The following is a 25731-nucleotide window of genomic DNA, read 5'->3' as shown; positions in this document are numbered from 1 at the left end:
CGCTTTTTGTCAGCTAAAAACTGATTAATATGGCGACCAACTTCCCCACCTTACACAGGACTACACAGCATGAGCACACTGATCAAAAACCTACTGGGCACCCGCGCAGGCTATGGCTTGACTGTTTTGCGGATCTTTGTCGGCATCATTTTCGCAGCCCACGGCTCACAGAAACTCTTCGGCTGGTTCGGCGGCGGTGGCCTGGCGGGAACGGCTCAGTGGATGGAAAGCATCGGTCTGGCCCCTGGCTACCTGATGGCACTGTTGGCGGGGGGCACTGAGTTCTTTGCCGGCCTGGCACTGGTCATTGGCCTGCTGGCACGTCCAGCGGCGCTGGGCCTGTCGTTTACCTTGCTGGTGGCGATCTTCTCGGTACACATCAGCAATGGCCTGTTCATGGCCAATAATGGTTACGAGTTTGCCCTGGCACTGTTGGGCGGTACTGTCGCTGTTCTGTTTGAAGGCGCTGGCAAGTTGTCGCTGGATGCAACTATCGCCAAGTAACTCCAGCTGTTTGCTCCAGGCAGTCGGGAACGTCCCGCAGGCTCTGGATCAGCTACCGGAAAGAGTTCCAAGGCCTGCGAATGCAGGCCTTTTTCGTTGCAGCTGAATCTTGACACCCAGAGGCTGGCTTCTCTAGGATGCTGCTCATGCGCCGATTTAAACAGCTACTTGCGGGGCGCCAGGTGAATCGAAAGATCACTGCTAGAAGCTATAGTCAGGCTTCGAAATACCGCTAAAGCGCTGGTTCGGTGTTGCCTCTCACCTGCCCGGCAGAAACTTGAGGCAGAGACACATTAAGATGAATGCACCACGCCCCCTTGTACGTCTTGCGCCGATCACGGCGAGCCTGTCCCAGCGCAACCCGAAAATCCTCCTCGGTGGTAAACACCAACCTACCTTGCTGCGTTACCTGGACGGCTGGCCACGGCGCAGCCCGGGCCCGGCGGCGTTTCTGATTCAATTTGTCGAAGACGGCGAATCCCTGGCGCGTTTTGCCAGCGACAGTTTTGACCTGGCGGTCATTCCCGCGCCCAGTGCCGAAAACGCCGCAGAAGTCATCAAGCAATTGACCCGTGTCGCCCGCCAAGGTTTGATCATCCGCCGCTAGTGGGGCAACCGGGACAATGGCGCTGTACAAGCGGTCGCTGAGCTGCGCGCCTCTCAGATCATCTCCCCAATGAACAGATTCCGACCGGCAAGACTGGCTGCAGCGGCTGCCTGTGCAGTGCTGGCGGCATGCTCCTCAAACCACAGCATTGCGTTTTGCCAGTTCAGCCAGGGCCACCAGATTGGAAATATTGAAGCGCTTGAGCAAACGAACCTTGTAGGTGCTGACGGTCTTGTGGCTGATCAACAGCGCATCGGCAATCTGTTGGTTGTTGAGGCCGGTGGCCAGTAGTTTCAACACCGTTATCTCGCGATCGGTAAGGCGGGAAATCAACACGCTTTCCTGGCTGGCGGCATTGGTGTTCTGCTGCAGGATGTTGATGGTGTCTTCCGGGAAGTAACTGTATCCGGAGAGGATTGCCTTTACCGCATTGGCCAGTTCGTGAAGGTTTTCGGTCTTGCACAAAAAACCCGCCGCTCCGGCTTGCAGGCAGCGTAGGGCGAAGTTCTTCGAGTCGCTGGAGGTGAGTACCAGTGTCTTGACGTGTAGCTCGGCGGACTTGATATGGGCAATGACCGAAAAACCGTCGAGGTTGGGAATACCCAGATCGAGGATCAACAGGTCCGGCATGTGTTTGCGCACCAATTGGACGGCGTCTGCTCCGTTGTCGGCCTCGGCGATGATGGTGTGATGATGAGGTTCCAGCACTGACCTGATGGCCAGTCGGATCAGAGGATGGTCATCGACGATGATGATGTTGCCCATTTGGTACATTCCCTTTGGTTTTGTTTGCGGTGTAAGTGGTGGTCGGCAAGCTCTTTGGGGAGGTGGGTTTCAAGCGGTGAGATCGCAATGAGTGCAAACTGGGTTGCTGAAAATGTGTCCGAGGCCGTATGCCGCGGCTGTTTGGCCCTATGATTGGCTGACCTCTCTGAAATCTAAATCGGACAAATCTGATAGTGATGTGCGCAGGAGACTAAGGAGGCGCGGTTTCACCGGCATGGCAGGGAAGGCCCCTGAATGGGGGCGGGGCACGCTTTATTGACCGGCCTGATGTTTGGGCTTTTTCGTATGGCAGGACAGCGTGTAGAAGGCTGGGAGGCGATGAGCCAATTGAGTACCAAACTCATCACACAGGATGGTTACGACGCTCTGAAACAGGAGCTGGATTATCTGTGGCGGGAAAAGCGCCCGGATATCACGCAGAAGGTCACTTGGGCCGCGTCCTTGGGCGATCGGAGTGAGAATGCGGACTATCAGTACAACAAGAAGCTCCTGCGGGAGATCGACCGTCGAGTGCGTTACATACGCAAGCGTCTTGAAGACATGAAAGTGGTGTCCTACGCACCGGAACAGGAAGGCCGGGTGTTCTTTGGCGCCTGGGTCGAGGTCGAGAACGAGGCCGCTGAAATCAAGCGCTTTCGTATCGTCGGTTATGACGAGATCTACCAGCGCAAGGATTACATCTCCATCGACTCACCCATGGCCAGGGCGTTGTTGAAGAAGGAAGTGGGCGACGAGGCGGTGGTCCACACTCCGGCCGGCGAGATGTGCTGGTGGGTCAACCAGATCGACTATGTGAAATAGGCTCGCCAGCGAAGGGCGCGCGCCTGCCGTCTTCAGCCTTCGCGCAGTACGCTCAACGGGCTGGCGTTCAGCGCCCGACGAGTGCCGAACACTCCGGCCCCGCCCACCAGCAGCGCGCCGATCAGCGGCAGTAGCAACAGCCCCGGGTGCGGGTGCCAGGGCAGGTCGAAGGCGAATTGATAGAGCACCAGGCTGATCAGTTCGCAACCTACTGCCGCCAGCAACCCGCTGACCGCACCCAGCAAACCGAACTCGATCCGGCGTGCCTTGACCAGCAACTTCCGTTCCGCACCCAAGGCGCGCAGCAGTGCACCTTGGCGGATGCGCTCGTCCAGAGTGGCTTGCAAGCCGGAAAACAGCACCGCCATTCCCGCCGCCAGAACAAACAGCAATACATATTCCACCGCCAAGGTGACCTGGGCGAGGATGCTGCGCAGCTGTTCCAGCAGGGCCTCGACCTGCAGGATGGTCACCGCTGGAAAGGCCCTGGACAGTTCCACGATCTGCTGGTCGTGCCCCGGGCTCAGGTAGAAGCTGGTCAGGTAGGTCGCAGGCAGGTCCTTCAAAGTGCCTGGTTGGAAGATCATGAAGAAGTTTGGCTGGAAGTTGTCCCAGTTGATGCTGCGCAGGCTGGTGACTCGGGCTTCCCGATTGACGCCGGCAACCGTGAAGGTCAAGTGGTCCCCCAGCTTCAGCTTCAGGCTTTGCGCCACTTTGGATTCCACCGAGACGCCAGGCAGAGGGTCGTCGGTGGGGGGCGACCACCAATGGCCTTCGGTGATGCGGTTGCCGGTGGGCAAGTCGGCGGCCCAAGTCAGGCTCAAATCACGCTGTACCGCGCGATCACCGCTGGAGTCCTTGCTGACAATTTCCCTCACAGGTTCGCCGTTGATGCTGACCAGGCGTCCGGGAACCACAGGGTACAAGGGCGCAGAAGGTGCAGAGAGTTGCACCAGGCGTTCAGTGAAGGCCTGTTTATCGGCCGGCAGAATGTTCAGTGCGAAGTAGTTGGGGGCATTTTTCGGCAATTGATTCTGCCAGGTGTCCAGTAGCTCGCCCCGCAGCAAGGCAATCAGCGCCATGGACAGTAGTATCAGGCCGAATGCCAGGGATTGTCCGGCTGCTGCCAGGGGATGGCGCAGCAACTGGCCCAGGCCCAGGCGCCAGGGCAGCGAAGAGCGAGCCAGCAGGCGGCGCAGGCTTTGCAGCACCAGCAGTAACAAACCGCCCAAGGCCAACGCCGCTACCAGGCCGCCGCCGAGCAGGGCGAAGGTCAGTACCAGGTCCAGGCTCAGGCGCCACATGATCAGGCCCAGGGCCAGCAGTGCGGCACCATAGATCATCCAGGTGCTGGAAGGCATCGGTAGCAGGTCGCGACGCAGCACCCGCAACGGCGGCACCCGTCCCAGGGCGGCAAGGGGCGGCAAGCCAAACCCGGCCAGGGCAACCAGGCCTGTGCCGATGCCGGCAATAGCGGGCAACAGGCCTCCGGGCGGCACGTCGCTGGGCAGCAGGTCGTGCAGCAGATAAAACAGGCCAAGCTGGGCCAGCCAGCCCAGCAGTGCTCCGCTCAGGCTGGCAAGCAGCCCAAGCGCCGCCAATTGCACGCTGAACAGCAGCAGGGCTTCTCGGCGCGACAGGCCCAGGCAGCGCAGCAGGGCGCTGGCATCGAAACGCCGGGCGGCAAAACGGTTGGCCGAGAGGGCTACGGCGACTCCCGACAGCAGCACGGCTACCAGGCTGGCCATGTTCAGGTAGCGTTCGGCCTTGCCCAGGGCGCCGCCGATCTGTTGGTTGCCATCCCGGGCATCCTGCAGGCGCTGGTTGGCCGCCAGGTCTGGCTTGATCTGTTGACGATAGGCCTCAAGCGAGGCGGCGGGGCCGCGCCAGAGCTCTTTGTAGCTGACCCGGCTGCCAGGCTGGACCACGCCCGTGGCTTGCAGGTCATCCAGGTTGATCAGTACCCGGGGCGTCAGGCTGTAGAAGTTGCCGGCCCGATCAGGCTCGTAGGTCAGCACCCTGGCCAGGCGCAGGGTCTTCATGCCAACGTCGATGCTGTCGCCGATCTTCAGGTCCAGGGCGCTCAGCAGGCGTGGCTCGACCCAGGCCTCTCCAGGTTTGGGCCCGCCCCCGGGTTCTTCAGCGCCATAGGGTTCGGCGGCGCTCTTGAGTTGCCCGCGCAGCGGGTACGCCGCGTCGACCGCCTTGATGCTCGAGAGCTGGATGCCATTGTCGGTGGCGATGACGCTGGAGAACTCGACGATGCGTGCATGCTCAAGCCCCAGCGTCTGCCCGCTGTCGAGTTGCTCCGGGCGTGCTGGCGAGCTGCCTTCCAGGAGCAGGTCGGCACCGAGGAACTCGGTGGCGCGCAGCAGCATGGCGCCGTTCAGGCGTGCGCCGAAGTAGCCGATGGCGGTGCTCGCCGCGACGGCTACCAGGAGGGCAAAGAACAGTACCCGCAGCTCTCCGGCGCGAGCATCGCGCAGCAGTTGACGCAGGGCGAGGCTGAACAGGCGCAGCAGCGGCAAGCGTGCCATCAAGGCTCCAGAGGGGCGACCAGCAGGCCCGCTTCAAGACGGATCAGGCGCCGGCAGCGATGGGCCAGGCGTTCATCATGGGTCACCAGCACCAGAGTGGCGCCGCGTTCCTTGTTGAGTTCGAATAGCAGGTCGCTGATGCGTTCACCGGTATGGCTGTCGAGGTTGCCGGTGGGTTCGTCGGCGAACAGTACATCGGGTTCGGCGGCAAAGGCCCGGGCAATGGCCACTCGTTGCTGTTCGCCGCCGGAAAGCTGGCGGGGTGAATGGCTCAGGCGCTGTCCGAGGCCGACCCGTTGCAGCAACTCGGTGGCACGTTCGCGGGCATCGCGACGGCCGTCCAGTTCGAGGGGCAGCATGACGTTTTCCAGGGCATTGAGGCTGTCGAGCAATTGGAAGGATTGAAAGACGAATCCCACGTGCTCGGCCCTGACGCGTGCCCGCTGATCTTCATCCAGTTGGCTCAAGGCCTGGCCGGCGAGGGTGACTTCGCCGCTGCTGGGCAAGTCGAGTCCGGCTAGCAGCCCGAGCAAGGTGGATTTGCCGGAGCCGGAAGCACCGACAATGGCCAGGCTGTCGCCCTGGTTAAGCTCCAGGCTGAGTTCATGGAGGATGGTCAGTTCACCTTCCGCGCTGGGAACCACTTTGCTAAGGTTCCGCGCAGTGAGAATGCTTGCGCCCATGGAGAATCCGATGCGTGTATGGTTTTTGAGTGCCGGCCTGGCCTTGATGTGCATGGCCCAGAACGCAGCGGCGGGTACGATCCTGATCGTTGGCGATAGTATCAGTGCGGCTTTCGGCCTGGATACCCGCCAGGGGTGGGTAGCCCTGCTGGAGAAGCGCCTCAAGGACCAGGGTTTCACCGACAAGGTGGTCAATGCCTCGGTCAGTGGTGATACCAGTGCCGGAGGCCTGGCGCGGCTGCCGGCGCTGCTTGCAGAGCATCAGCCTGAAGTCATGGTCCTCGAGTTGGGGGGCAATGATGGCTTGCGTGGTCAGCCGCCCCAGCAATTGCAACAAAATCTTGCGTCGATGATCGACAGTGCCCAGGCCGGTGGTGCCAAGGTCCTGTTGCTGGGCATGCAATTGCCACCCAACTATGGGGTGCGCTATACCAAGGCTTTTGCCCAGGTCTATGGCCAGTTGGCCAGTGATAAGCAGGTGGCCCTGGTGCCGTTTTTTCTTGATGGGATCGGTGGCCATCCGGAGCTGATGCAGGCCGACGGTCTGCACCCCGCAGCGGCGGCTCAGGGCAAGTTGCTGGAAAATGTCTGGCCGACGCTAAAACCGCTGCTTTGACGCTTTTCTCGTGGCAGTGTTTCGGCTAATGTGGCGCCCCCGATTTGGAGCCCCCGATGCCGCGTCCCGCCTGGTCCCTGTTTGCCTATCAACTGATCGAGCCTGATGAACAGCTTGACCTGTTCGCCTGCCAGGAAGTTAAGGTGCATCTGGTGACGCGTCAGCTGGAGTTGGGGGGCTCCGCCGACCGGACCTTGTGCGGCACCTTGCTGCCCGCACAGCCGCGCTGGTCGAGTGTGGATCGAACGATTTTCCAGGATCAGCGACTCTGTCCGTTGTGCCGGGCGATTCTGGAGTCGCAAAAACGTGGTACTCCGCCGATCTGGCCTGAGTTGCGTTTCGAGCTGTAGACGGTCGATAGCGGACCGTTTCGACAGGGATTTCACATGTCTGCGCTTGTCTCCCTTGCCTGGCTCCCGTAGCCAGGGGGCGGGGTGTACAATCGTGCTTCTTTCATTCGTTGTTCATGCGAAGGATTATCCGGATGTTGCCGCGTCTCCCCGTCGTCACCCGCTGCCTGACACTTGCCGCATTGTGTGTGGCCGGTCCCGTTGCTGCGTTGGAACTGCCTCTACCGCCGCCTGGTGAAGACATCGTTGGCCAGGTGCAGGTGATCAAGGCCAAGTATGAGGACACCTTCGCCGACCTGGGCACCGCTTATGACCTGGGTTACCTGGAGATGGTGGCAGCCAACCCGGGTGTCGACCCCTGGTTGCCCGGAGCGGGCACCGAGGTGGTCCTGCCCACGCGCTTCATCCTCCCTCCGGGGCCTCGCGAAGGCATCGTGATCAACCTTGCGGAATATCGCCTGTACTATTTCCCCAAGGGCCGGAACGTGGTCTATACCTTCCCGCTGGGTATTGGCCGTGAAGGCTGGGGATCACCGATCGCCCATACCAGCATCACCGCAAAAACGCCTAACCCGACCTGGACACCTCCGGCGTCGATCAAGGCCGAGCACGCGGCTGATGGCGATCCGCTGCCGAACGTCGTCCCGGCAGGGCCGGATAACCCGTTGGGGCCCTTCAAGTTCACCCTGGGCACACCGGGTTATCTGATTCACGGCTCGAACAAGAAGTTCGGCATTGGCATGCGCACCAGTCATGGTTGTTTCCGCATGTTGAACAACAACGTGCTGGAAATGGCGGGCATGGTTCCGGTAGGGACTTCTGTGCGCATCATCAATGACCCGTACAAGTTCGGCGTCAGTGGCGGCAAAGTCTATCTGGAGGCTCATACGCCGTTGGATGACAAGGGCAATCCTTCGGTGGTCGACAAACACACAGCGGTGATCAATGCCTTGCTCAAACGGGAAGATCTGGCCAACAACCTGCGCATGAACTGGGATGTGGTGCGTGATGTAGTGGCGGCCGAAGACGGCCTGCCGGTCGAGATTGCCGTGCCGACGGCAACGCCTGCGACCTCACTGTCCAGCACACCTTTCGATCTGCAGCAGTAAGCGCTGCAACTGAACCCGCGGATACCGCTTGGCATCCGCGGGTTTTTTATTGTCGGTGGAAAACACCGGGCAATAAAAAAGCCGACCCATAAAATGGGGCGGCTTGATAACAATCCCGAGGGACTATTACTTGCGGCTAGCTTTTTCCAGCATACGCAGAGCGCGCTCGTTAGCTTCGTCAGCAGTCTGTTGTGCTTTTTGAGCAGCAGCCAGAGCTTCATCAGCTTTACGATAGGCTTCGTCTGCACGAGCCTGAGCACGAGCTGCTGCGTCTTCAGTAGCAGTCAGACGAGCTTCGGTTTCTTTGGATACGCTGCTGCAACCGGTAGCCAGAACTGCGGCCAGAGCCAGAGCAGAGAATTTCAGAACGTTGTTCATCGTGTTCCCCTTCAAGGACTTTCTATTAGTAGCTATCACCTCAGAGTGAGGAAATAGCCGGCGTACATACTACCCATTACTTGTAGTAAGTAAACTGACGTAGCGCAAGAAGCAAAAAAAATTCTAGGCGTTGAATCTTTTTCGAGCAACTTTTTAGCAGGTTGTATAAAAAATATTCAGCGGCAAGGCCCTGCCAGGGGAATGCTGTTTGTTTGCCAGCATGGCTCTCGGACTTTTCCAGGCACTGTTTCAGAGTCTAGGCTAAAGTCGATCTATATTGTGTCAGTGACACTTTTCTTCAGATTCTCTGCAGGCCCAAGCCTATCTTTGTCCATCTTGGCGGTGACTTTAAAAGGCGGCGTTCGTCTCAAGTTTCAGCATCCGGCGATGTATAGCCTCAGGGCCTTCTTGCCTTGATCGTGGCGACGCTTCCTCAAGCGATGCGGGGGGGCATAGCTGCCGATCTGTGACGAGCGTAGCTTGAGCATTTATGCCAATGGCGCCTACTATTTTGTAACGTGCTCATGGTGCAAGAGCGAAAGCAGTTGCTTGGCGTCAGACAGGCACGAGGTGGCGTAAGTTGTTCCTTCGCCGGAAAAACATCGGTAAGGTAGGGGTCGGTATTCCAGACCCGCAAGGAGTAGTGATGAGCGAGGCGTTGTCCATCCACCATGACCAGGCTGGTCATCAGTTCGAGACCAATGTGGACGGTCATCGTGCCTACCTGACCTATATGGACCTGGGTAAGCAGACCCTGGATATCTACCGCACCTTCGTGCCCAACGCTTTGCGTGGGCGTGGAATTGCCGCGGCACTGACCGAACAGGCACTGGAGTACGCCGAACGCATGGGCTACACAGTGATTCCGTCCTGTTCCTACGTTGAGCGCTACATGGAGCGCCATCAGCGCCACGCCGCGAAACTCTGACTGGGGCGACCATAAAAAACGCCGGGCTTGGCCCGGCGTTTTTGTGTCCGTCGAAAACAATCAGCTGCGATTGCGTTTCGGCAGAACGTCCTTGAGCTTGGCATGCATGCCACGCAGGGTCTTCTCGGTGCTTTCCCAGTCGATGCAGGCATCGGTGACCGAGACGCCGTACTGCAGTTCCGAGAGGTCCTTCGGAATAGCCTGGCAGCCCCAGTTCAAGTGGCTCTCGACCATCAGGCCGATGATCGACTGGTTGCCTTCGAGGATCTGGTTGGCGACGTTCTCCATGACCAGAGGCTGCAGGGCCGGATCCTTGTTGGAGTTGGCATGGCTGCAGTCGATCATGATGTTCGGCTTGATCTTGGCCTTGGTCAGCGCCTGCTCACAGACCGCGACACTGACCGAGTCATAGTTGGGCTTGCCGTTGCCGCCCCGCAGCACCACGTGACCGTAGGCGTTGCCTTTGGTGGTGACGATCGACACGCCGCCCTGTGGGTTGATCCCGAGGAAACGGTGCGGGCTGGAAACCGACTGCAAGGCGTTGATCGCCACGGTCAGGCCACCGTCGGTGCCATTCTTGAAACCTACTGCCGAGGACAGGCCCGAGGCCATTTCCCGGTGGGTCTGGGATTCGGTGGTACGCGCGCCAATGGCCGACCAGCTGATCAGGTCCTGCAGGTACTGCGGGGAGATCGGGTCCAGCGCTTCGGTGGCGGTGGGCAGGCCCATGTCAGCCAGGTCCAGCAGCAGTTGGCGGCCGATGTGCAGGCCGTCCTGGATCTTGAACGAGTCATCCAGGTAGGGGTCGTTGATCAGGCCTTTCCAGCCGACAGTGGTCCGGGGCTTTTCGAAGTAGACCCGCATGACCAGGTACAGGGTATCGGACACTTCCGCCGCCAGGGCCTTGAGCCGCTCGGCGTATTCGTGGGCCGCCTTGATGTCGTGGATCGAGCAGGGCCCAATGACGATGAACAGACGATGGTCGGTGCCGTCGAGGATATTGCGAATGACCTCGCGACCCTTGGTCACGGTGCGCAAGGCGGTGTCGCTCAGCGGGATGTCTCGTTTGAGTTGATCAGGGGTGATCAGGGTCTCGTTGGAGGCGACGTTAAGGTCGTTGATCGGTAAATCAGCCATCGTGTTACTCGTCAGGTCACGGGTGCCGGCCGCCAGCGATCCCCGCGCGGCGGAGCACAGCGGATTTGAGCGCGTCGGGGAGCGGAACCTTAGCGCGTTACCCGGTGACTCTACAATGGGCAGGCGGCGGTTTTATTGGGCTATGGCTGCATAAAAGCCTGGTGCACGCTGTCTTCGGAATAGTCCTGGGCATGCTGCTCGACCCAGTCCAGGGCCAGTGCTTCGATGCATTGCTGTTCGCTTTGCGGTTCATGCAGGCGACAGTAGCGGGCGATCTGGCACACCTGCTCACCCATGCGTGCCCCGAACAGGGTCTGCTCATCGACGAAGGCGATGCCCACCAGGTAGCCGCGCTTGCGTTTCAGGCACCAGGCGACATAACCGTTGTAGCGGGCATTCTCGCCCAGCGTCGGCATATGGACCTCCAGCGCCGTGCCGCGACGCCAGGCCCGATGGTAATTGCATGCCATACCGCCGAGGCTGATAGTGTGCAACCGCTGGCGCGAGATACAGGCGTACTGGCGCAGAGTCAGTTCAACCGGAACATCATCAGGATGAGGCAGAAAACGTCCCATGAGCGCAGGCTCCAAGTGTCGTCCAATTGACATTGTCTCCCCCAGTATAGTGGTCGAATTGGAACTGACCGACTTCGATATCGACCAGCAATTGCTGGGCCTGGACGGCGTTTCTCTGGTGGTTTTCACCAGTATTGGCTGTTCCGGCTGTCGTTGGGCGCGGGCGCAACTGCCCGCTCTTGAGCTGCCGGTCGATCGTTTGTGCTGGATCGATGCGGGCGAGAACGGCGGTGCGGTGGAGCGTTATCAGGTGTTTCACCTGCCCGCCCTGTTTGTGGTGCGCAATGGCGAGTTTCATGGCGCTCTGCAGTCGCGGTTGACGCAAGTGGAGCTCATTGCAAACTTGCGTCAGGCGCTTAACCGAATACCAGAGGAGTTGCCTTGATGGATGCAGGCCGTAAACCGCGTGTGGGCATTATCGGGACCGGAGCGATCGGAGGTTTTTACGGCGTGATGCTGGCCCGAGCCGGCTTCGATGTGCACTTTCTATTGCGCAGCGAATATTCGACCGTGGTCGAACAGGGCCTGCATCTCAACAGTGCCCAGCATGGGGCGTTGAGCCTGAAGCCGGTGCAGGCCTATGCCCGTGCCGAAGACATGCCGCCCTGTGACTGGCTGTTGGTGGGGGCCAAGACCACCAGCAATGTCGAACTGGCTCCGGCGCTTATCCAGGCAGCGGCCCCCGATGCCAGGATCCTGGTATTGCAAAACGGCCTGGACGTGGAGGACAGCCTGCGTGCGGTGCTTCCCGAGTCGCTGCACCTGTTGGGAGGGCTGTGCTTTATCTGTGTGCATCGCGCCGGTCCGGGGCAGATCGAGCATCAGGCCCTCGGAGCTGTGAACCTGGGCTATCACAGCGGTCCAGCCAGCGCAGAGCCGGGTCTGAGCCAGGCCATTGTCGAGGAGGGCGCGGCACTGTTTCGCGAGGCCGGGATCGCTTCCCAGGCCATGAACAACCTGCATCAGGCTCGCTGGCAGAAGCTGGTGTGGAATGTGCCGTACAACGGTTTGTCGGTGCTGCTCAAGGCCAGCACTACGCCGCTGATGGCTGATCCCGGCAGTCGCGAGTTGATTCAGGACCTGATGGAGGAAGTGCTGCAGGGCGCAGCGGCCTGCGGCTACGAGATCCCGGCGGTGTATGCACAGCAGCTGTTCAAGTCCACCGAACAGATGCCCGACTACTGGCCGAGCATGTACCATGATTTTCTGCACCAGCGGCCCCTGGAGCTGGCGGCTATCTATGCCGCTCCTTTGGCGGCGGCGCGGGCAGCGGGGTGTGAGTTGCCGAAAATCCGGGCGCTGTACCAGGCCTTGAGTTTCATCGACCGGCATCACGCTTGAGCTGAGCTCATCACCTGAAGGGGACGGAATATGGCCAAGGGCCTGGATGGCAAACTGGTGGTGGCGATTTCGTCACGGGCGCTGTTCGACCTGAGCGACAGCCACAAGGTCTATCTGGCCCAGGGGGTCGAGGCCTATCGGCAGTACCAGATCGAACATGAGGAAGAGACACTCGAACCGGGCGATGCATTTCCCCTGGTGAAAAAGCTGCTCAGCCTGAATGCCAGCCTGGGGCGAGCACGGGTCGAGGTGGTGCTGGTGTCGCGCAACAGCGCCGACACCGGCTTGCGGGTTTTCAACTCGATCGAGCACTACGGCCTGGCCATTTCCCGCGCCGCGTTCGTTGGCGGGCGCAGTCCCTACCCTTATCTGGCGGCTTTTGGCTGCGACCTGTTTCTCTCCACGCATGCTGAAGATGTGCGCAGTGCGCTGGAGGCCGGGTTCGCCGCCGCGACCATCCTCTCCGGCGGCGCTCGGCGTGCCGAGAATGGCGAGTTGCGCATTGCCTTCGACGGTGACGCCGTACTGTTCTCCGATGACTCGGAGCGGGTCTACCAGTCGGGCGGCTTGGAAGCCTTCCAGGCCAGTGAGCGGCAAGCGGCTCGGGAGCCATTGCCGGGCGGACCGTTCAAGGGATTCCTGGCGGCGCTCAACCTGCTCCAGGGCGAGTTTCCCAACGACGCCTGCCCGATCCGCACCGCCCTGGTCACCGCGCGCTCGGCACCGGCTCACGAGCGGGTGATCCGCACCTTGCGCGAGTGGGATATCCGCCTCGACGAGTCGCTGTTCCTGGGTGGACTGGAAAAGGCCGCCTTCCTCGAAGCCTTCGCCGCCGATGTGTTTTTCGACGACCAGGCTGGTCATTGCGAATTGGCGCGCGAGGTAGTCGCCACCGGTCATGTTCCCCACGGCATCAGCAACGAAGCCAGAACCTGAGCCTTCAAGTTCAGGGGCTGGCGTCGAACCTCCCACAGTTCCAGGCACTGCTAAGCTGAATCAATCTCCGCCGTATTGGCAGTTGAGGAGGTCATATGATTCGTTCGATGCTGTATGCCACCGACCTCGGTCTGTATGCGCCTTTTGTAATGCAGCATGCCCTGGAACTGGCTCGAACGTTCAATGCCGACTTACATGTAGTGCACGCCGTGGAACCCATGGGACTGTTCGCCGAATCGGTGCTGCAGAGCTACCTGGATGAGCAATCGCTGAACGAGTTTCATCGCCAGGGGTTGAGCACGGTGATGGCCAATATCGAGCAGCGAGTGCTGGACAGCTTTCGCGAAGAGTTGGGGGAGGGCTTGCAGGACCTGACCTTGATCCAGTCGGTGCGGGTCCTTCAGGGGGATCCGTCCCAGGTGATTCTGGACCAGGCGGCGAAACTCTCGGTGGATTTGCTGATCGTAGGAAGTCACAGCCACGGGGTCGGAGCGCAAACCCCTTTGGGGCGTACGGCAGCGCGGGTTTTGCAGCTGGCCAAAGTGCCGGTTTACCTGGTGCCTCTGGTACAGCGTCGACGCCAGGAGGATGTCTGAAGGCGGAATGGAAAATTCTGAATAAAAGTTCTAGATTTATTCTCCTGACCATTAATATAGTTATATACCGTCGCTGATACCCGTGGCGTCTACCTGCTTTGAGGGATTCATATGAAGCTTCAACAATTGCGCTACATCTGGGAAGTGGCGCACCACGACCTCAACGTCTCCGCTACCGCGCAAAGCCTTTACACCTCGCAACCGGGTATCAGCAAGCAGATCCGTCTGCTGGAGGACGAGCTGGGGGTTGAAGTCTTTGCCCGCAGCGGCAAGCACCTGACCCGTGTGACCCCGGCAGGTGAGCGGATCATCACCACGGCAGGCGAGATCCTGCGCAAAGTCGAGAGCATCAAACAGATTGCCCAGGAGTTCTCCAACGAGAAGAAAGGCACCCTGTCCATCGCCACTACCCACACCCAGGCAAGGTATGCGTTGCCGCCGGTGATCAGCAGCTTCATCAAGCAGTACCCGGACGTGGCCCTGCACATGCATCAGGGCTCGCCGATGCAGATCGCGGAAATGGCCGCCGACGGCACGGTGGATTTCGCCATTGCCACCGAAGCACTGGAACTGTTCGGTGATCTGGTGATGATGCCCTGCTACCGCTGGAATCGTTGCGTGGTGGTGCCTCAAGGCCACCCGCTAACCAAGTTGCCGAAGCTGACTCTGGAAACCCTGGCTGAGTACCCGATCGTCACCTACGTATTCGGTTTCACCGGTCGCTCCAAGCTCGACGAAGCCTTCAGTCATCGCGGCCTGACGCCCAAAGTGGTGTTCACTGCCGCCGACGCTGACGTGATCAAGACTTATGTACGCCTGGGCCTGGGTGTAGGCATCGTGGCCAAGATGGCGGTCGATACCAAGCTCGACAGCGACCTGGTGGTGCTGGATGCCAGTGAGCTGTTCGAGTCGAGCATCACCAAGATCGGTTTCCGTCGCGGTACTTTCCTGCGCGGCTTCATGTGCGACTTCATCGAGAAGTTCGCCCCGCACCTCACCCGCGAAGTCATGGCCAAGGCAATTCAGTGCCATAACAAGCAGGAGCTGGAAGAACTGTTCGACGGTGTCGAACTGCCGGTCCACTGATACTGCCCCGCTTACCGGACCTCGGTGACAGTGAACTGTTGCCGAGTGCCGGCCACCACGATCTCCACCTCATCCTCCTCGAACTTGCCCAGCAGGCTGTTGCCCAGCGGGGAGCGCGGGGTGATGACGGTCACCAGTTGGCCCACCACATGGACTTTCAGTCCTGCCCCATCGGGCCCCAGGAACAGCCATTGCTCGTGGCCGTCTTCATCTTCCAGCCCCAGCAGCGTGCCGACTTGAATTCCGGATCGAGCGTCGTAGGGACGCAGGGGCAGATTTTGCCAAAGATTCAGGGCCAGGCGGATTTCCTCCACCCGCCGAGCCTGGCCTGCCGCCAGGTAGGAAGCTTCCAGTCCTAAGGTGTCGTATTTGTTCTCGGCAATATTCTCTTCGTGAGTGGCGGTTTCGTAGGCGGTCTTGGCGGCGCGCACGGCAATCTCCAGGTCATCCTGAAGCTGTTGCAGAATCAGTTTGCAGACAGACTGTTTATTCATGATCAATTACAGAATTGCAGGACATTGGCCCGGCTCTTGTCGTTGGGTGCCGTCTGGTCCTGCTGCAGCCAGAACTGGCACTTGGGATTGTTCAGGTTGCGCGGGTTGCTGCGGGCGTTCTCCAGGGATTGCGCCTCTTCGTTCTTGCGCAGGTTTTCCTGATACTGCTCGAACAGTCGGTTGGGCGGTTCTGGCGTGGCCACTGACGGTTTGGCCAATTGCTGCACGGCCTGGGTCACGGGCGCCAATTGCTCGCTGAAGAGAAAATGCATGGCCAGCCAGCAGGTCAGGGCAATTGCCAGAAAGCCCAGCCACAGGCCCAGGGCGATGCTGGCACAGAGCGCCAGGGCATTGAACCTGATGCGCAAGGGGCGACGGGCGGGCGGGCGATGGGGCATGGTTGCCTCCTGGCGGGCGGTAGTGGGCGAGGGCTGATTGTCGCACGAAGATTAATCGAGGTTGGCCCTTCTGCGCAGGCGCATTTATGCGGACAATCGGCGCCTTTGCCAATCGAGGACTGGAATGAAAGCCTCCTGGGACATTTTTTGCAGCGTGGTCGATAACTTCGGCGATATCGGGGTGACCTGGCGTCTGGCTCGTCAACTGGTGGCCGAGCATCAGTGCGTGGTGCGCTTGTGGGTCGATGACCTGCGGGCTTTCGAAAGGATCTGCCCGCAGATCGATGCCCGGCAGGCACGCCAGTTCCAGGATGGCGTCGAGGTGCGGCACTGGCCCGTCGAGTGGCCGGCTGAAGCGGCTGCCGATGTGGTGATCGCCGCTTTTGCCTGCCAGTTGCCCCATGGCTACATGGAGGCAATGGCCGACCGTGAGCGTGCGCCGTTGTGGTTGAACCTGGATTATTTGAGCGCAGAAGACTGGGTTGGCGGGTGCCACGGACTGCCTTCGGTGAAGTTTCGCGGGGTGCAGAAGTACTTCTTCTTTCCCGGATTCAAGGCCGGCACGGGAGGTTTGTTGCGCGAGGCTGGACTGCTCGAGCAGCGGCGGAATTTCCAGGCTGATCGCCAGGCCCAGGTGGACTTTCTCCAGGGGCTGCGGGTCGCGCCCGCCGCCGGTGCACGGTTGATGTCGTTGTTCGCCTATGAAAACGCCGGCCTTGGCAGCTGGCTCCAGGCCCTGGCGAGTGACGTCCAGCCGACTCACCTGCTGGTGCCCGAAGGGCGCATCCTGGGTGATGTCCAGCGTTGGCTGGGCGTCGAGTCGCTGGCCGTTGGCAGCCTGCAGGTGCGCCAGTCCCTGACTGTCCAGGTCCTGCCTTTTGTGCGCCAGGAAGATTACGACCGCTTGCTGTGGTGCTGCGATTTCAATGCGGTGCGGGGGGAGGATTCCTTCGTGCGGGCACAATGGGCCGGGCGGCCGATGCTCTGGCATATCTATCGCCAGGACGAAGACACCCACCTGGACAAGCTCGAAGCCTTTCTCGCGCTGTATACCCAGGCTCTTTCGCCCGCTGCCAAGGCCGCGGTTCTGGCCTTGTGGCGGGCCTGGAATACCGAAGCGCAGATGGCCGAAGCCTGGAAAAACCTGCTGCAGCACTGGCCGGAAGTCTCCGCACACGCCGAACAATGGTGTCTGGAACAAGGCTTGCAGGCCGATCTTGCCGCAGCGCTGGTGCAGTTTTACCTAAATTGGATATGATACGCGGCCTAGATTTTTGTAAATCCCATCCAAATTCGGATATTCGCAATGAAAACTGGTAAAGAACTCAAACCCGGTACCGTGATCCGTATCGACAACGATCCTTGGCTGGTTCAGAAAGCTGAATTCACCAAGTCGGGTCGTAACAGCGCGATCATGAAGACCAAGCTGAAGAACCTGCTGACCGGTTACAAGACCGAAACCGTTTACGGTGCGGACGACAAGCTGGACGACGTGATCCTGGATCGCAAAGAAGCGACCCTGTCGTTCATCAGCGGCGACACCTACACGTTCATGGACACCACTGACTACACCATGTACGAGCTGAACGCTGAAGACATCGAAGCGGTTCTGCCGTTCATCGAAGAAGGCATGACTGACGTTTGCGAAGCCGTGTTCTTCGACGACCGTCTGGTTTCCGTTGACCTGCCGACCACCATCGTGCGCCAGGTTGACTACACCGAAGGTTCCGCTCGCGGCGACACTTCGGGCAAGGTCATGAAGCCTGCCAAACTGAAAAACGGTACTGAGCTCAGCGTTGCTGACTTCATCGAGATCGGCGACTGGATCGAGATCGATACCCGCGAAGGCGGTTCCTACAAAGGCCGCGCCAAGGTTTAAACCTGGTTCGCCTTTGCAGATGAAAAAGCCCGACCTTGAGTCGGGCTTTTTTATGCCTGGGATTTGGCCTTTCAGACACTGACGTGCAGGCGCACCTCGACATTGCCACGGGTGGCATTGGAGTAAGGGCAGACCTGATGCGCCGCATCCACCAGGCTTTGTGCTTCGTCCTGGGCCAGGCCGGGCAGGCTGACATGCAGGTCGATGTCCAGGCCGAAACCGCCAGGGATCTGGCCGATACCAACGTGGGCGGTGATCGAGGCGTCGTCCGGGATCTTGCGTTTGCTCTGGCTGGCGACGAACTTCAGGGCGCCGATGAAGCAGGCCGAGTAGCCGGCGGCGAACAGTTGTTCCGGGTTGGTCGCCTGCCCGCCGGCACCGCCCAGCTCCTTGGGAGTGGCCAGCTTGACGTCGAGGATGTGATCGCTGGAAACCGCGCGGCCGTCACGGCCACCGGTGGCGGTTGCAACTGCGGTGTAGAGAGTCTGCATGGTGGAAAACCTCGTGCTGGTGATTTTTGCGCTAATTGTTTGCGCGCCAAGTAATTGCGAAATAAATGTATCGCGCAAATATTTAGTGCACAATATAAATAATTCGACAAAACTCGCCCTATGCTCAAAATCAAGGCCAGGTCGTTGATTTAAAAAAGATATTTTTTTGTTGAAGACGACTGCTGTCCCTGGCGGGTGGGGGCGCCAGGGCTACCTCAGAGGCTGTCCTGCAAATGCCTGCGCAGTACCTGCAGGTCCGCTTGCAACTGTTGCAGTTGCTCCACGCTCCGGCCGCTGGCGCCCAGGATGCACTGTGGAATATCCCGGGCCTGCTCGCGCAGAGCGCGGCCTTGTTCAGTCAGTTCGACGATCACTACACGCTCGTCCTCACGGCTGCGGGTGCGGCTGAGCAGGCCCTCGGCCTCCAGGCGCTTGAGCAAGGGGGTCAGCGAGCCGGGATCGGTCAACAGGCGCTGGCTGATCTCGCCGACCGTCAGCCTGTCCTGTTCCCAGAGCACCAGCATGGCCAGGTACTGCGGGTAGGTCAGCCCCAGCTTCTGCAGCAGTGGTTTGTACACCTTGGTCATCAGCAGTGAGGTGGAGTGCAGGGCGAAACACACCTGGTTGTCCAGCAACAAGTGATCGCAAGGGGGCTGGGAAGACTGCTCGGTGGTCATGGTAAATGCCTTGATCGTTGATGGTCATGAATCTAGCGGGCGAGTCTTTAATGCGCTAGACAATTTTCGTCCCGGATTAGCCCATTGCACTCTGCAGTGCCAGGTCCCAGGGCGGAATCGGGCTGAAACGGCTCTTCAGGTATTCCAGCAGCAGACGGCTGCGAGCATTGGGGTGCTGCTCCATGCGCAGCGCATAGATGCCGGCGGTTTCCGGTTTGGGCAGGCCGGCGTCGCAGAACAGCGGTACCAGTTCCCCCCGCAGCAGGTATTCGCTCACCAGCCAGGTGGGCAGGTGGGCGATGCCCAGGCCGGCCAGAGCCCCGGAAAGCAGGGCTTCGGCATTGTTGGCGCCAAGGCGGATGCGTTGCGGGCGATGGCTTTGCACTTGGCCGTCGAGTTCAAAGCGCCAGGCGAACAGAGGGGCCAGGCCGTCCCAGTCGAGGCCATCGTGCTGGCTGAGTTCGGCAGGGTGAGTCGGGGTGCCACGGCTTTTCAGGTAGGACGGGCTGGCGCAGGCGATCCGCACGATGCTGGCCAGGGAGGTGGCGACCATCCGGGTATCTACCCGCTGCCCGGCGCGCAGCACCAGGTCAACCTTGCCCAGGTGGGAGCCCTGCATGTCGACGAAACTGTCGATCAGGTGCAACTGCACATCCAGGCCCGGGTAGAGCGCCAGGAAATCGGCAATGGCCGGCGCCAGGTGGCGGCGGCCGAAGGCGGCCGGGGCGTCGATGCGGATCAGGCCTTCCGGCGCATGGCTCAAGGAGACGGCCTCCGCCCGGGCCAGTTGCAGTTCGGCGACGATGCGCCGGGCCCGTTCGGCAAATGCCTGGCCGGCCGCGGTGGCCACCACGGCGTGGGTGGTGCGCATGAACAGGGTGGTGCCCACGGCGCTTTCCAGGCTGTCGATGCGCCGGGCCACGGCCGAAGGAGTCAGCGGATGACGGCGAGCCGCGGCAGAGAAGCTGCCCGACTCCAGTACATCCAGAAACAGCCCAAGTTGTTCGGTGAGGGTATTGGGGTTCATGGTCAGCTCGCTTATGCGAAATCGGCAAAGCCATTGTGCGTTGCTGTGCGTTTCCGTGCCAGGGCGGACTGCGTAGCATGCAAGGCCTGAGGTGAGGAGAGCGGCTTTGATCGAGTTGATGATGTATCTGTTGTTGGGCGCGGCCCTGGGCACGGTCGGTGGGTTGTTCGGTATTGGCGGCGGCCTGATCGCGATTCCGGTGCTGGGTGTGCTGTTCGGCCTGGACCAGCAGATTGCCCAGGGCACGGCGCTGGTGATGGTGGTGCCGAATGTGATGCTGGCGCTGTGGCGCTATCACCAGCGCAACCGTATCGAGTTGCGCCATGCCTTGCCCTTGGCGCTGATGGGTTTCTGTTTTGCCTGGCTGGGGTCGATCTGGGCCGTGGGTATTGACGCGCAGAAAATGCGCATCGGTTTTGTCGTCTTTCTGCTGGTGCTGTCCGCCTACAACCTGTTGCGCATGTTCATCGCCAGCGCCCCGGCCAGTGCGCAGATGCGTTATCCCTGGCCGTGGCTCGGGGTGCTTGGCGCTGCGTCCGGGGCCATGGGCGGGCTTTTCGGGGTCGGTGGTGCGGTGGTGGCAACGCCGGTGCTGACCAGTGTTTTCGGTACTTCCCAGGTGGTGGCGCAAGGCTTGTCCCTAGCATTGGCCCTGCCCAGTACCGGCGTGACCCTGGTGACCTATGGCTTTCACCATCAGGTGGACTGGATGATCGGCCTGCCCCTGGCCGCAGGTGGCCTGTTGAGCATCAGTTGGGGAGTGAAGGTCGCCCATGCCTTGCCCGAGCGACTGCTGCGTGCCTTGTTCTGCGGTTTTCTGGCGATCTGTGCGGTGATGCTGGCCTTCAAAGTTTGAAGCCTTCGACAATATGTTCCGCCAGACACTCGGTGATCGGCGAAGGGGTGTTGAGGTTGCGCAGCAGCATGATGCTGGCTTCCGGCAACTGGGGCAGCCCTTCGTTCTCGCCGAGAATGCGCATGTCCGGGGTGATCAGGCTTTCCAGTTGCGCAGTAACCGCCAGCCCAGCGCTGACCACCGCCATGATCGCCGCCAGGCTGGAGCTGTTGTAGGCAATCCGATAGTCGAGGCCGGCGGCGTCCAGGGCATTGCAGGCCCATAGCCGGCAGAAGCAGTCGCTGTTGAACATCGCCAGGGGCAGGGGCGTCTGTTCATGGGGAGTGAAGCACTGGGCCACGGCCCAGACGAAGCGCTCCTTGCGCAGCAGCTGGCCGATTTCGCTGCCCGGCTCGCGGGTGACGATCGACAGGTCCAGGTCCTGGCGCTGCAGCAACTGCTTGCTCGACTCGCAGTGCACCTCGATCTGGATCAGCGGATAGCTCTGGGCAAAACGCGAGAGGATCCCCGGCAGAAAGCGCATCACGTAGTCATCCGGCGTGCCGATGCGTACCAGGCCCACCATGTGCGGTTCGCGCAGGGTGTTGAACACCTCGCTGTGCAATTTCAGGATGCGCCGGGCATAGCCCAGCAGCACCTGCCCCTCGGCGGTCAGCTTGACCTGGCGGCCATCGCGCTGGAACAGCTGGCGCTGCAGCACATCCTCCTCCAGGCGCTTCATCTGCATGCTCACCGCTGACTGGGTGCGGTTGACCCGCTCCCCGGCCCGGGTGAATCCACCTTCATCGGCAATGGCGACGAAGGTGCGCAGCACTTCGGTGTCGATGCTGGGGAACTGGGACATTGATCAAATCCTGAGATGCATGAGGTGGAAGGTATTCCTGGGCTTGATCTTATTCCCCGAAGGATCGCCGCGTCACCCTTATCCTTGGGCCTGCAGCCAGGCCAGCACCTGCCGGGCATTCTGGTCCGGTGGAAACACCGGATAGAACAGCTGTTCGACCCGCCCCCTCTTGAGAATTAGGGTCAGGCGTTTCAGAAAGCGGCTTCCGTTCAACTCGAATACCGGCAACGCCAGAGCCTCACTCAGTTGCCCCTGGGCATCGGAGAGCAGGGCGAACGGCAGGTGCAGCCGCTCGACGGCTTCGCGCTGATAGGCGCTGTCCTGGTTTGACAGGCCGAACAACTTGTCCACCCCGGCTGCTGCGAGCTCTTGTGCCAGGTCGCGAAAGCCACAGGATTGCGGAGTGCAACCGCGGGCACCGGGCGTCATGTCCCAGCCCTCCAGCAGTGGCAAATCCGGCCGTCCCATGCGCGGATAGACATACACCAGGGTTCTGCCGGGCAAGGCCGAAAGGTCGACCGCTGCACCCGAGGTGGAGGGCAGCAACAGCCTGGGTAAGTGCAGGCCTTGCAGGTGGCGGGCTGCACCATCGTCCTGGGGAGCCGGGATTCGCGACCAGTCCACGCTCAGCATGTCTCTCATGACGCTTCCTCCTGATCAGTAGCATTGGGCAATTGCAGCAGGGAGTGCTGGATACACAGAGTGTCGGTAGCGCTCATCCAGTTCAAGTAGTGGGACGGGTAATTGATGCTCTGCCTGCTAATGAATGATCTCAGGTTTATTGGTTCACTCTCTAACTTTTATTGCGGATGGCGTATTGGTAATAAGAGTTATCGGCGATGGCTATAAGTTGTTGGAAAGTTTGCCGGTTGTTGGCTATAGATTGCCGATTGCTAATTTCGCTGCGCGATAAGAATGCCTGAATATCTCGCATGCCGATTAATGGTCAACTTTATGGTTGTTTGAGTTTGCCTAAAGAAACTTCCGATACTAGTGTTGCGTTTGCCATGTACAGATGGTCTGTACTGGGATTGTGACCAACTTTGGAGGGTCCTTTCATGAACGTGAAAGCGGAACACAGTGAGCCAACCACCGCCGAGCTGACACAGCTCAAGACCAAGCTCAAAGCCGGCAAGCTGGCGCCTGAAGACCTCAAGGCGCTGGTAGGCCTGGTGGAGCGCACGGAGAAGGCGGCGAAGCAACTTAGGGCAGCCATCGTCGAGTAAATAACGCTAATACTTTGGAGGGCAGGATCAGAAATGGACCTCACTACTCGAACTAATCATATCGATATATCTGAACCGTTGCGCAGCCCTCCATTTTTAGCGCGTAGTACTATCGGTAACCACTCGATACTGCTGCTGGGGTGTCTGGAAGCCCCCGTTTCGACACTCAGTGATAACGCTTTCATTGTCGAGCGCATAGCCCAGAGTCTCAACTTGTCGACACTGGGAAGCCAATTTACGGCGGAGGAAGTTATCTTTCTGCTGAACGAGCAATATACCGCCGCAGAAGAGTTTGTTTATGGTCACCCGATCTGGAGAAAGATAAGAGAGGGCGATCAAGCCGCGTTGTATGCCTATATCCTGGAAACCCGGCATTACCTGGCTGCCGCGGCGTCGAGGATGTGCCCCTCGGTCAGTCCGGGCATAGGGTTGTCGCCGATTTCCCTGATGCTGTCCAAGCATGCGCTGGAGGAGTGGGACCATGCGCAGTTCTTCAATGAAGCCCTGGACCTGATCGGCTGTTCCGGCGACATGGTCAGGCTGGCTCGGCCCTTGCCCGCGACCCTGGAATGGATTCACCTGTCCCGGCAGATCGCGGCCATGGGCGAGCTGGTGTCGGCGGCCTGCTCCGGTTTCATGGAGCATTCCTCGGTGGAACAGGAGGCGGTGCTGGGCTGGCATGAACTGCTGGTGGGCCACAACCTGTTGAGCCGCAAGGCCACGGACAAGGTCCTGGGCCATTTCGCCACCGACCTCGAGTACGGGCATTCGGACAACTGGAAGAAGGCAGTGCGCACCCAGGATTGTCACCCCGCGCCGGCGGTGGCTACTGTGCTTAATGCCGTCTGCAGCCTGAGCGAGATGATCTACCGTTGGCTGTCCGCGCTGGAGCAGGGGTGTGCCAGCTCTATCGTCACCGCCGCGCAACTGGTGGCCGAGGAGGGGCTAGACCCGCTGTTGCACGCTGTCGATTCACCCCAGGAGGTGGAGATTTTCCAGGGCTTGCCAGTCTGGCCCTCCAGCGTGATGAGCCTGATCAACGGCGAGCGGTCCGGCGACGACAACCCGGCGGATACCGTCGTCGCGTCCTGCTATGCCCTGGGGCAGCGGATGTCGCAACTGGTCATGAGCCCGACGCCTTTTGGCGCGCTGATCAGCCAGGTCCATGAGCAGTTGCTCAACGGCCAGAGCTTCAGCGCCGACAGTGTGCTGGCCATCGAGCAGATGACCACCGACTGGCTGGTGTCGGTGGACGGCCACGCCCTCTGGCAGCAGATGACCGATGGCTGCACGGATGAGCTGATCATTGGCTACATGCTGGAGAACTATCACTACCTGGCTTCGGCTACCCGGCATGTCAGCCCGGCCATCGCCGCCTGCCAGGATGCGCGAATCCGCCAGAACCTGTTGCAGCACTTGCAGGATGAGCTGACCCACTGCGATATCCTCAAGCCCAGGTTGCGCGAGCTGGGAGTCCGGCGCCCGCAAGCGATGCGGCCCTTGCCGACCACCACGGCCTTTGTCGGTTATCTCAGCGACCTGGCACGGCATGACTGGAAGGGCTACCTGATCGGTTCGACCTACCTGCAAAAGAGCCTGAGCGAATGCCGTGGCGATGATCGTCACTTGCGTTTCTACTCCCAGGTTTCCGCCAACAACCCGCGTTGCGCAGCGTTGCTGGGGGCCATGGCAGCCCATGATGAACTGGATGACGAACTGGGCCACGATCAGCGGCCGTCGCTCAATATCGAGTACCTGCTGGCGCGGGGCGAGGTGGGCCACGACTCGGTGGCCCGCGCGGCCATGTTGCCATCGCTGGCCTGGAGCTTTCTGGATGGCATTCGCCAGCACTATTGCACCGGCAAGGACGCGGTGCTGCAACGCCAGGGCTGGAGCGCAACATGAACCAGCCCTATTTCCAGAGCCTGGAGCCCCTGGCGCCGTTGCACCAATTGCTGTTCGAACGTGATGACTTCGAGGCCCTGGCCCGGCGCTTGCCGGAGCCTAGGATGGCCCTGGAGAAGTGGCGCGATGTACTGCACAGCGAGCTCCTGTCGCTGTTTCGCTGGGGGCTGATTCGCGCCAAGGAGAGCCTGGATGACCAGGGGGCGGCCCACGGCTATGGCCAGGAAGTCCTGTGCCTGCTGCCCTATTACGGCTTTTGCCTGCATGCAATCCGCCGTGCCGCGCCCTTTGCCTTGATGGGCATACCGACCACGGTGTCGGTGCGTGACGACCGTTATCAGGAGGCCAGTGCAGTGATTGCCGAGTTGGCGGCCGTGCTTGGCGTACAGGACTGGCTGCGGGTCAGCGAGGAATCCTCGGCAGAGCTGGTGCGGCAGTTTCATGGGCGCGATGGCCTGATTGTGCTCACCGGCAAGCAGTCCACCTACACCAGCCTGCGAAACCACTACCCGAATGCGCGGATCATTGCTGCAACCGGTTGTTGCGGGGTGGTCCTGTCGGTGGAGGAGCAGCCGGCCCGAGTCATCGAGGAACAGCGCCAGGAACACCGGTTGCCGGTCAGTTGCAGCAACCATGGCTACACCGTCCTTGCCGAAGCCCTGACCCCGCAGGCGGCGGTGCTGGCCATCAACGGCGCCCGGCCCGCAGTCAGCAGCACGGTGCAAGAGTTGCTCGGGCAACTGCACCCGTCCATTGTGCTGACCCCCCCTTCGGCTCTGCCGCTACCCGATGATCTTGGCGGCTACAGCCTGCTGGCCTGTGAAGATTCGGCGGCGGCCAGCCTCGATGGTTTCGGTCGCGACCCACTGGGTGGCTGGCCGGGGGATTACCGGATCTGAAAGCGCACCCTGGAAACGTCGGCGGGGAACCAAGGCATCAAAACCTAAGATGTATTGCATAAGAA

The 25731-nt window shown here is 60.4% G+C and carries 31 protein-coding genes; 18 read left to right on the top strand and 13 right to left on the bottom strand.

All coding sequences use genetic code 11. From position 1 onward, the window contains the following. Positions 1-69 precede the first annotated feature (69 nt). Complete coding sequence (locus ACZ5BO_RS25390; protein WP_025127152.1) at positions 70-504, top strand: DoxX family protein; 435 nt, start codon at positions 70-72, stop codon at positions 502-504. A 298-nt stretch (positions 505-802) separates the two neighbouring features. Then, positions 803-1111 carry a hypothetical protein gene (locus ACZ5BO_RS25385; protein ID WP_025127153.1) on the top strand — a complete coding sequence of 103 codons (309 nt, stop codon included), beginning with the start codon at positions 803-805 and terminating at the stop codon, positions 1109-1111. Between the two features lie 135 nt (positions 1112-1246). Here ACZ5BO_RS25385 and ACZ5BO_RS25380 read toward each other — a convergent pair whose 3' ends face one another. Further along, positions 1247-1876, bottom strand: a complete 630-nt coding sequence (locus tag ACZ5BO_RS25380) for a response regulator transcription factor (RefSeq protein ID WP_025127154.1) — start codon at positions 1874-1876, stop codon at positions 1247-1249. Positions 1877-2224: 348 nt separating this feature from the next. On the opposite strand from ACZ5BO_RS25380, the gene greB reads away from it, so the two are divergent. Next, positions 2225-2698: a transcription elongation factor GreB gene (greB, locus tag ACZ5BO_RS25375; protein WP_464701373.1), complete on the top strand. Its 474-nt coding sequence runs from the start codon at positions 2225-2227 to the stop codon at positions 2696-2698. A 32-nt stretch (positions 2699-2730) separates the two neighbouring features. On the opposite strand, the gene ACZ5BO_RS25370 is transcribed toward greB, so the two are convergent. Continuing rightward, on the bottom strand, positions 2731-5235 hold the full coding sequence (locus tag ACZ5BO_RS25370) for an ABC transporter permease (RefSeq protein WP_464696879.1): 2505 nt from the start codon (positions 5233-5235) through the stop codon (positions 2731-2733). Further along, positions 5235-5918: an ABC transporter ATP-binding protein gene (locus ACZ5BO_RS25365; RefSeq protein WP_025127169.1), complete on the bottom strand. Its 684-nt coding sequence runs from the start codon at positions 5916-5918 to the stop codon at positions 5235-5237. Before ACZ5BO_RS25365 ends, ACZ5BO_RS25370 begins: the two co-directional genes overlap by 1 nt. A gap of 10 nt (positions 5919-5928) precedes the next feature. Between ACZ5BO_RS25365 and ACZ5BO_RS25360 the strand changes: the two genes are divergently transcribed. From ACZ5BO_RS25360 to ACZ5BO_RS25350, 3 genes are all read left to right on the top strand, one after another. Continuing rightward, positions 5929-6534 (top strand): arylesterase, encoded by a 606-nt coding sequence (locus ACZ5BO_RS25360; protein ID WP_025127170.1) that lies wholly within the window; start codon positions 5929-5931, stop codon positions 6532-6534. Between the two features lie 56 nt (positions 6535-6590). After that, the gene (locus tag ACZ5BO_RS25355; RefSeq protein WP_025127171.1) at positions 6591-6884 is read left to right on the top strand and encodes a hypothetical protein; all 294 of its coding nucleotides are present in this window, start codon (positions 6591-6593) and stop codon (positions 6882-6884) included. A 134-nt stretch (positions 6885-7018) separates the two neighbouring features. Next, on the top strand, positions 7019-7993 hold the full coding sequence (locus tag ACZ5BO_RS25350; RefSeq protein WP_025127172.1) for a L,D-transpeptidase family protein: 975 nt from the start codon (positions 7019-7021) through the stop codon (positions 7991-7993). 126 nt (positions 7994-8119) lie between these two features. Here the strand turns inward: ACZ5BO_RS25350 and oprI are convergent, their stop codons facing one another. Next, on the bottom strand, positions 8120-8371 hold the full coding sequence (oprI, locus tag ACZ5BO_RS25345; RefSeq protein WP_003448337.1) for an outer membrane lipoprotei OprI: 252 nt from the start codon (positions 8369-8371) through the stop codon (positions 8120-8122). 646 nt (positions 8372-9017) lie between these two features. Between oprI and ACZ5BO_RS25340 the strand changes: the two genes are divergently transcribed. After that, positions 9018-9299 (top strand): GNAT family N-acetyltransferase, encoded by a 282-nt coding sequence (locus tag ACZ5BO_RS25340; protein WP_011062548.1) that lies wholly within the window; start codon positions 9018-9020, stop codon positions 9297-9299. 60 nt (positions 9300-9359) lie between these two features. On the opposite strand, the gene ACZ5BO_RS25335 is transcribed toward ACZ5BO_RS25340, so the two are convergent. Both ACZ5BO_RS25335 and ACZ5BO_RS25330 read right to left on the bottom strand, forming a co-directional pair. Then, entirely contained in the window at positions 9360-10436 is a 1077-nt protein-coding gene (locus tag ACZ5BO_RS25335; RefSeq protein ID WP_025127174.1) for a 3-deoxy-7-phosphoheptulonate synthase, read from the bottom strand. Between the two features lie 140 nt (positions 10437-10576). Further along, positions 10577-11011: a PilZ domain-containing protein gene (locus ACZ5BO_RS25330; protein ID WP_464696878.1), complete on the bottom strand. Its 435-nt coding sequence runs from the start codon at positions 11009-11011 to the stop codon at positions 10577-10579. Between ACZ5BO_RS25330 and ACZ5BO_RS25325 the strand changes: the two genes are divergently transcribed. The 5 genes from ACZ5BO_RS25325 to cysB all read left to right on the top strand — a co-directional run bounded on the left by ACZ5BO_RS25325 (position 11010) and on the right by cysB (position 14970). Further along, positions 11010-11396 carry a thioredoxin family protein gene (locus ACZ5BO_RS25325; protein ID WP_464696877.1) on the top strand — a complete coding sequence of 129 codons (387 nt, stop codon included), beginning with the start codon at positions 11010-11012 and terminating at the stop codon, positions 11394-11396. The genes ACZ5BO_RS25330 and ACZ5BO_RS25325 overlap by 2 nt on opposite strands. Next, positions 11396-12352 (top strand): putative 2-dehydropantoate 2-reductase, encoded by a 957-nt coding sequence (locus tag ACZ5BO_RS25320; protein WP_464696876.1) that lies wholly within the window; start codon positions 11396-11398, stop codon positions 12350-12352. The genes ACZ5BO_RS25325 and ACZ5BO_RS25320 overlap by 1 nt, the downstream gene beginning before the upstream one ends. A 30-nt stretch (positions 12353-12382) precedes the next feature. Then, entirely contained in the window at positions 12383-13288 is a 906-nt protein-coding gene (locus ACZ5BO_RS25315; protein ID WP_025127178.1) for a 5'-nucleotidase, read from the top strand. A 95-nt stretch (positions 13289-13383) separates the two neighbouring features. Continuing rightward, on the top strand, positions 13384-13884 hold the full coding sequence (locus ACZ5BO_RS25310) for a universal stress protein (protein ID WP_025127179.1): 501 nt from the start codon (positions 13384-13386) through the stop codon (positions 13882-13884). A 111-nt stretch (positions 13885-13995) separates the two neighbouring features. Continuing rightward, complete coding sequence (gene cysB, locus ACZ5BO_RS25305) at positions 13996-14970, top strand: HTH-type transcriptional regulator CysB (RefSeq protein WP_007931387.1); 975 nt, start codon at positions 13996-13998, stop codon at positions 14968-14970. Positions 14971-14981: 11 nt separating this feature from the next. Here cysB and ACZ5BO_RS25300 read toward each other — a convergent pair whose 3' ends face one another. Together ACZ5BO_RS25300 and ACZ5BO_RS25295 are read right to left on the bottom strand one after the other, a co-directional pair. After that, entirely contained in the window at positions 14982-15464 is a 483-nt protein-coding gene (locus ACZ5BO_RS25300; protein WP_464696875.1) for a GreA/GreB family elongation factor, read from the bottom strand. A 2-nt stretch (positions 15465-15466) separates the two neighbouring features. Further along, a complete protein-coding gene (locus ACZ5BO_RS25295) occupies positions 15467-15862 on the bottom strand; it encodes a hypothetical protein (RefSeq protein WP_464696874.1) in 396 nt (131 codons plus the stop codon). 124 nt (positions 15863-15986) lie between these two features. Between ACZ5BO_RS25295 and earP the strand changes: the two genes are divergently transcribed. Both earP and ACZ5BO_RS25285 read left to right on the top strand, forming a co-directional pair. Then, entirely contained in the window at positions 15987-17120 is a 1134-nt protein-coding gene (gene earP, locus ACZ5BO_RS25290) for an elongation factor P maturation arginine rhamnosyltransferase EarP (protein ID WP_464696873.1), read from the top strand. A 48-nt stretch (positions 17121-17168) separates the two neighbouring features. Then, complete coding sequence (locus tag ACZ5BO_RS25285; protein ID WP_025127183.1) at positions 17169-17741, top strand: elongation factor P; 573 nt, start codon at positions 17169-17171, stop codon at positions 17739-17741. Positions 17742-17812: 71 nt separating this feature from the next. On the opposite strand, the gene ACZ5BO_RS25280 is transcribed toward ACZ5BO_RS25285, so the two are convergent. The 3 genes from ACZ5BO_RS25280 to ACZ5BO_RS25270 all read right to left on the bottom strand — a co-directional run bounded on the left by ACZ5BO_RS25280 (position 17813) and on the right by ACZ5BO_RS25270 (position 19936). Beyond that, positions 17813-18232, bottom strand: a complete 420-nt coding sequence (locus tag ACZ5BO_RS25280) for an organic hydroperoxide resistance protein (protein WP_025127184.1) — start codon at positions 18230-18232, stop codon at positions 17813-17815. Between the two features lie 215 nt (positions 18233-18447). Next, positions 18448-18909, bottom strand: a complete 462-nt coding sequence (locus ACZ5BO_RS25275) for a MarR family winged helix-turn-helix transcriptional regulator (protein ID WP_025127185.1) — start codon at positions 18907-18909, stop codon at positions 18448-18450. A gap of 76 nt (positions 18910-18985) precedes the next feature. Beyond that, a complete protein-coding gene (locus ACZ5BO_RS25270; RefSeq protein WP_025127186.1) occupies positions 18986-19936 on the bottom strand; it encodes a LysR family transcriptional regulator in 951 nt (316 codons plus the stop codon). 106 nt (positions 19937-20042) lie between these two features. On the opposite strand from ACZ5BO_RS25270, the gene ACZ5BO_RS25265 reads away from it, so the two are divergent. Further along, on the top strand, positions 20043-20792 hold the full coding sequence (locus tag ACZ5BO_RS25265) for a sulfite exporter TauE/SafE family protein (protein WP_025127187.1): 750 nt from the start codon (positions 20043-20045) through the stop codon (positions 20790-20792). On the opposite strand, the gene ACZ5BO_RS25260 is transcribed toward ACZ5BO_RS25265, so the two are convergent. Both ACZ5BO_RS25260 and ACZ5BO_RS25255 read right to left on the bottom strand, forming a co-directional pair. Beyond that, a complete protein-coding gene (locus ACZ5BO_RS25260; RefSeq protein WP_025127188.1) occupies positions 20782-21636 on the bottom strand; it encodes a LysR substrate-binding domain-containing protein in 855 nt (284 codons plus the stop codon). The genes ACZ5BO_RS25265 and ACZ5BO_RS25260 overlap by 11 nt on opposite strands. 78 nt (positions 21637-21714) lie before the next feature. Continuing rightward, complete coding sequence (locus ACZ5BO_RS25255) at positions 21715-22278, bottom strand: peroxiredoxin (RefSeq protein WP_464696872.1); 564 nt, start codon at positions 22276-22278, stop codon at positions 21715-21717. A gap of 416 nt (positions 22279-22694) precedes the next feature. On the opposite strand from ACZ5BO_RS25255, the gene ACZ5BO_RS25250 reads away from it, so the two are divergent. From ACZ5BO_RS25250 to ACZ5BO_RS25240, 3 genes are all read left to right on the top strand, one after another. Continuing rightward, positions 22695-22862 (top strand): hypothetical protein, encoded by a 168-nt coding sequence (locus ACZ5BO_RS25250; protein ID WP_177330230.1) that lies wholly within the window; start codon positions 22695-22697, stop codon positions 22860-22862. Positions 22863-23207: 345 nt separating this feature from the next. After that, the gene (locus tag ACZ5BO_RS25245; RefSeq protein ID WP_464696871.1) at positions 23208-24767 is read left to right on the top strand and encodes a thiaminase II/PqqC family protein; all 1560 of its coding nucleotides are present in this window, start codon (positions 23208-23210) and stop codon (positions 24765-24767) included. Further along, positions 24764-25666 (top strand): hypothetical protein, encoded by a 903-nt coding sequence (locus ACZ5BO_RS25240; protein ID WP_464696870.1) that lies wholly within the window; start codon positions 24764-24766, stop codon positions 25664-25666. The genes ACZ5BO_RS25245 and ACZ5BO_RS25240 overlap by 4 nt, the downstream gene beginning before the upstream one ends. Positions 25667-25731: the final 65 nt, after the last annotated feature.

Source organism: Pseudomonas sp. FFPRI_1 (assembly GCF_055384485.1).
This window is presented reverse-complemented; position numbering and strand designations above follow the sequence as displayed.

Excerpts from the sequence above, each read along its gene's own strand:
- ACZ5BO_RS25340 (WP_011062548.1), top strand. The coding sequence starts at position 9,018 with ATGAGCGAGGCGTTGTCCATCCACCATGACCAGGCTGGTCATCAGTTC.
- ACZ5BO_RS25300 (WP_464696875.1), bottom strand. The coding sequence starts at position 15,464 with ATGAATAAACAGTCTGTCTGCAAACTGATTCTGCAACAGCTTCAGGAT.
- oprI (WP_003448337.1), bottom strand. The coding sequence starts at position 8,371 with ATGAACAACGTTCTGAAATTCTCTGCTCTGGCTCTGGCCGCAGTTCTG.
- earP (WP_464696873.1), top strand. The coding sequence starts at position 15,987 with ATGAAAGCCTCCTGGGACATTTTTTGCAGCGTGGTCGATAACTTCGGC.
- ACZ5BO_RS25380 (WP_025127154.1), bottom strand. The coding sequence starts at position 1,876 with ATGGGCAACATCATCATCGTCGATGACCATCCTCTGATCCGACTGGCC.
- ACZ5BO_RS25365 (WP_025127169.1), bottom strand. The coding sequence starts at position 5,918 with ATGGGCGCAAGCATTCTCACTGCGCGGAACCTTAGCAAAGTGGTTCCC.
- ACZ5BO_RS25360 (WP_025127170.1), top strand. The coding sequence starts at position 5,929 with ATGCGTGTATGGTTTTTGAGTGCCGGCCTGGCCTTGATGTGCATGGCC.
- ACZ5BO_RS25330 (WP_464696878.1), bottom strand. The coding sequence starts at position 11,011 with ATGGGACGTTTTCTGCCTCATCCTGATGATGTTCCGGTTGAACTGACT.
- cysB (WP_007931387.1), top strand. The coding sequence starts at position 13,996 with ATGAAGCTTCAACAATTGCGCTACATCTGGGAAGTGGCGCACCACGAC.
- ACZ5BO_RS25370 (WP_464696879.1), bottom strand. The coding sequence starts at position 5,235 with ATGGCACGCTTGCCGCTGCTGCGCCTGTTCAGCCTCGCCCTGCGTCAA.
- ACZ5BO_RS25260 (WP_025127188.1), bottom strand. The coding sequence starts at position 21,636 with ATGTCCCAGTTCCCCAGCATCGACACCGAAGTGCTGCGCACCTTCGTC.
- ACZ5BO_RS25295 (WP_464696874.1), bottom strand. The coding sequence starts at position 15,862 with ATGCCCCATCGCCCGCCCGCCCGTCGCCCCTTGCGCATCAGGTTCAAT.
- ACZ5BO_RS25310 (WP_025127179.1), top strand. The coding sequence starts at position 13,384 with ATGATTCGTTCGATGCTGTATGCCACCGACCTCGGTCTGTATGCGCCT.
- ACZ5BO_RS25385 (WP_025127153.1), top strand. The coding sequence starts at position 803 with ATGAATGCACCACGCCCCCTTGTACGTCTTGCGCCGATCACGGCGAGC.
- ACZ5BO_RS25240 (WP_464696870.1), top strand. The coding sequence starts at position 24,764 with ATGAACCAGCCCTATTTCCAGAGCCTGGAGCCCCTGGCGCCGTTGCAC.
- ACZ5BO_RS25355 (WP_025127171.1), top strand. The coding sequence starts at position 6,591 with ATGCCGCGTCCCGCCTGGTCCCTGTTTGCCTATCAACTGATCGAGCCT.
- ACZ5BO_RS25285 (WP_025127183.1), top strand. The coding sequence starts at position 17,169 with ATGAAAACTGGTAAAGAACTCAAACCCGGTACCGTGATCCGTATCGAC.
- ACZ5BO_RS25390 (WP_025127152.1), top strand. The coding sequence starts at position 70 with ATGAGCACACTGATCAAAAACCTACTGGGCACCCGCGCAGGCTATGGC.
- ACZ5BO_RS25350 (WP_025127172.1), top strand. The coding sequence starts at position 7,019 with ATGTTGCCGCGTCTCCCCGTCGTCACCCGCTGCCTGACACTTGCCGCA.
- ACZ5BO_RS25280 (WP_025127184.1), bottom strand. The coding sequence starts at position 18,232 with ATGCAGACTCTCTACACCGCAGTTGCAACCGCCACCGGTGGCCGTGAC.
- ACZ5BO_RS25270 (WP_025127186.1), bottom strand. The coding sequence starts at position 19,936 with ATGAACCCCAATACCCTCACCGAACAACTTGGGCTGTTTCTGGATGTA.
- ACZ5BO_RS25250 (WP_177330230.1), top strand. The coding sequence starts at position 22,695 with ATGAACGTGAAAGCGGAACACAGTGAGCCAACCACCGCCGAGCTGACA.
- ACZ5BO_RS25315 (WP_025127178.1), top strand. The coding sequence starts at position 12,383 with ATGGCCAAGGGCCTGGATGGCAAACTGGTGGTGGCGATTTCGTCACGG.
- ACZ5BO_RS25255 (WP_464696872.1), bottom strand. The coding sequence starts at position 22,278 with ATGAGAGACATGCTGAGCGTGGACTGGTCGCGAATCCCGGCTCCCCAG.
- ACZ5BO_RS25325 (WP_464696877.1), top strand. The coding sequence starts at position 11,010 with ATGAGCGCAGGCTCCAAGTGTCGTCCAATTGACATTGTCTCCCCCAGT.
- ACZ5BO_RS25275 (WP_025127185.1), bottom strand. The coding sequence starts at position 18,909 with ATGACCACCGAGCAGTCTTCCCAGCCCCCTTGCGATCACTTGTTGCTG.
- ACZ5BO_RS25335 (WP_025127174.1), bottom strand. The coding sequence starts at position 10,436 with ATGGCTGATTTACCGATCAACGACCTTAACGTCGCCTCCAACGAGACC.
- ACZ5BO_RS25320 (WP_464696876.1), top strand. The coding sequence starts at position 11,396 with ATGGATGCAGGCCGTAAACCGCGTGTGGGCATTATCGGGACCGGAGCG.